The sequence below is a fragment of the Pseudoflavonifractor sp. An187 genome (assembly GCF_002160275.1).
GTDB classification, from domain to species: domain Bacteria; phylum Bacillota; class Clostridia; order Oscillospirales; family Oscillospiraceae; genus Enterenecus; species Enterenecus faecium.
The window spans coordinates 1-851 of record NZ_NFKG01000064.1 but is presented as its reverse complement, the minus strand read 5'-3'; the positions used below and the strand labels follow the sequence as shown (position 1 = coordinate 851).

1 tRNA gene and 2 rRNA genes are annotated in these 851 nt (G+C 47.8%); all 3 read left to right on the top strand.

Going from position 1 to position 851, the window contains the following annotated elements:
- Positions 1–71 precede the first annotated feature (71 nt).
- Positions 72–146, top strand: a tRNA-Glu gene (locus B5F22_RS11825).
- Between the two features lie 131 nt (positions 147–277).
- Positions 278–393, top strand: a 5S ribosomal RNA gene (rrf, locus tag B5F22_RS11820).
- Between the two features lie 357 nt (positions 394–750).
- Positions 751–851, top strand: a 16S ribosomal RNA gene (locus B5F22_RS12165); the annotation flags it as partial.

Genomic DNA, 851 nt, shown 5'->3' with positions numbered 1-851 from the left:
AGAAGCAGCGGAGTGATGGAGTTTTTGCCGTCAGGTGAAAACGGAAGATACGGAGCTTGCTTCGACGACATGGCCCGTTGGTCAAGTGGTTAAGACGGCGGCCTCTCACGCCGCAAACACGAGTTCGACTCTCGTACGGGTCACCACTCAAAAGCAAACTGCGGATCGCTCGCTTCCACGCTAGCGTGAAAGCTCGTTCCCTACGTTGCTTTTTCGTTTCCATGGACAAACACCTTGTTGGTTTGTCCATGGAGGCCAAGTTTTGGGGAATTGAATAGTCGGTGCTGATTGCAGTGAGGGTCCACCCGTTCCCATTCCGAACACGGCAGTTAAGCTCACTTGCGCCGAAAATACTTGGCTGGCGACGGCCCGGGAAGATAGGTAGTGCCGACACATAAGGATGACAGTCCAAGCGACTGTCTTTCTTATGCTCCGTTTACCAAGAACGTTGTGCGAATGACAGCATGAAAAAGCAAACCGAAGTATGCCGGGTTGGCCGGCAAAAAAAGTTTGAAAAAGTGCTTGACAAACGACGGTGAATCTGGTAAACTAAAATAGTTCCGCCGGTGAGCGGTTTGTACCTTGTAAATTAAACAATGAGAAACACGAAAAGCACCAGAAGGACACAAGAGTCCTTCATGGAAACTGGTAACACAGTGAAATGAAGGGTCTCATCAATTCATATCTTTGAAGTTAAGAGATTAGCTTCAATAAAATTGATTTGAACGGTGGAAGCCGTTTGGATACCATTTTATTGAGAGTTTGATCCTGGCTCAGGATGAACGCTGGCGGCGTGCTTAACACATGCAAGTCGAACGAGAATCAACGGATTGAGGATTCGTCCAAATGAA